This window comes from Pseudomonas caricapapayae (assembly GCF_001400735.1).
Taxonomy (GTDB): Bacteria; Pseudomonadota; Gammaproteobacteria; order Pseudomonadales; family Pseudomonadaceae; genus Aquipseudomonas; species Aquipseudomonas caricapapayae.
The window spans coordinates 1-2,070 of the sequence record NZ_LJPW01000004.1; the positions used below are offsets into that span (position 1 = coordinate 1).

Annotated in this window: 1 protein-coding gene; it reads left to right on the forward strand. The window is 62.0% G+C overall.

Features of this window, described 5'->3' with window-relative positions:
- A partial coding sequence (locus ALO80_RS00420; protein WP_235812427.1) for a condensation domain-containing protein occupies positions 1–2,070 on the forward strand: 2,070 nt, incomplete at both ends.

Genomic DNA, 2,070 nt, shown 5'->3' on the forward strand with positions numbered 1-2,070 from the left:
GTGGTCACGCAACTGAATGGTGAGTTGACCCGGAAATTGCTGCAAGACGCCCCGGCGGCCTATCGCACGCAGATCAACGATCTGTTGCTGACCGCGCTGGCGCGAGTGGTCAGCCGCTGGACCGCGCAGCCACATGCACTGATTCGTCTGGAAGGGCATGGTCGCGAAGACCTGTTCGACGCGCTGGACATCACCCGTACGGTGGGCTGGTTCAGCAACCTGTACCCGGTCAGGCTCACCCCGCAGGCCACCCTGGCCGACTCGATCATGACCATCAAGGAACAGTTGCGCGCAGTGCCCGATAAAGGCATCGGTTACGGCGCGTTGCGTTATCTGGGCAGTGAATCGGCTCGCCAGACCCTGCAAGCGTTGCCGCTGGGCAGCATCGTGTTCAATTACCTGGGGCAGTTCGACGGCAGCTTTGATGCACATGGCGCGCTGTTCACGCCCTCGGCCGACAGCAGTGGCGCGTCACAGAGTGCCCATGCGCCACTGGCCGCGCCGATCAGCATCAATGGCCAGGTGTATGGCGGTGAATTGCGCTTGAGCTGGACGTTCAGCGGCGCGGTATTCGAACGTGACACCGTGCAACGGCTGGCCGATGAATATGCCGTTGAACTGCAACAGCTGATTGCCCATTGCACCGCCGAAGGTGTGGCCGGCGTCACGCCTTCGGATTTCCCGCTGGCACGCCTGAGCCAGTCGCAACTGAGCGGTCTGCCGATCCCTGCCGGACAGATCGAAGACATCTATCCGCTGGCCCCGATGCAGCAGGGCATGCTGTTCCACACCCTGTTCGAGCAGGAAGCGGGCAACTACATCAACCAGATGCGCATCGAAGTCAGTGGCCTGGACGTGTCCCGTTTCCGCGCTGCCTGGCAGGCCACGCTGGATGCCCACGAAGTGCTGCGCAGCGGTTTTGTCAGCCATCTGCAGCAATCGCTGCAAGTGGTGTTGCGTGATGTCAGCATGCCGTTTGTCGAACTGGACGCACGCGAGCACTCAAGCGAGTGGATTGACGATTGGGCGAATGCCGATCGCCAGCAGGGTTTCGATCTGGCCCAAGGGCCATTGCTGCGCCTGGCGGTGCTGCGCACTGGCGAGCAAAGTCATCAACTGGTCTACACCAGCCATCACATTCTCATGGACGGCTGGAGCAGCTCGCGTCTGTTAGGCGAGGTGCTGCAACGCTACAGCGGCCAGACGCTGCCAAGGCAGGTCAGCCGTTATCGCGACTACATCGAGTGGTTGCAACGTCAGGACGCCGGGCTCAGCGAACGCTTCTGGACCAACCAGCTTGCCGAACTGGACGAACCGACCCGGCTGGTTCAAGCGTTCAAAGCGCCCGAGAACGGGCAGGGGCATGGCGATTACCTGCAACTGATCGACGCCGACAGCACCCGCCAGCTGAGCGAGTTTGCCCGCGAGCAGCGCGTCACCCTCAACACGCTGGTGCAGTCGGCCTGGCTGCTGGTGCTGCAACGTTACACCGGCCAATCCAGCGTGACCTTCGGCGCAACCGTAGCTGGACGTCCGGCTGAGCTGCCGGGCGTCGAAGAGCAACTGGGGCTGTTCATCAATACGCTGCCGGTGATCGCCAGCCCGCGCCCGGAACAGCGGGTGGCGGACTGGGTGCAGCAGGTGCAGGCGAAGAATATCGCCCTGCGCGAGCATGAGCACACACCGTTGTACGACATTCAGCGTTGGGCACGTAGCGCTGGCGAAGCGCTGTTCGACACTATTCTGGTGTTCGAAAACTATCCGGTGTCCGAAGCCTTGCAACAGGCCGCGCCACCGGGGCTGGAATTCGGCGGCCTGCACACCCAGGAGCAGACTCATTACCCGCTGACCCTGGTGGTCAATCTGGGCGAAACCCTGTCGTTGCGCTTCAGTTACGCCCGTCAGTTTTTCAGCGAGCTGCACATGGCGCAGTTGTCGGCGCATTTCCAGCAGGTTTTGCAGACATTGGTACGTGATCCGCAGGCGGCGATTGGCGAACTGGCGCTGTTGAACGTCACGGAGCAGCAACAGGTATTGCGTGACTGGAACGCCACGGCTGCCGAGTTCCCG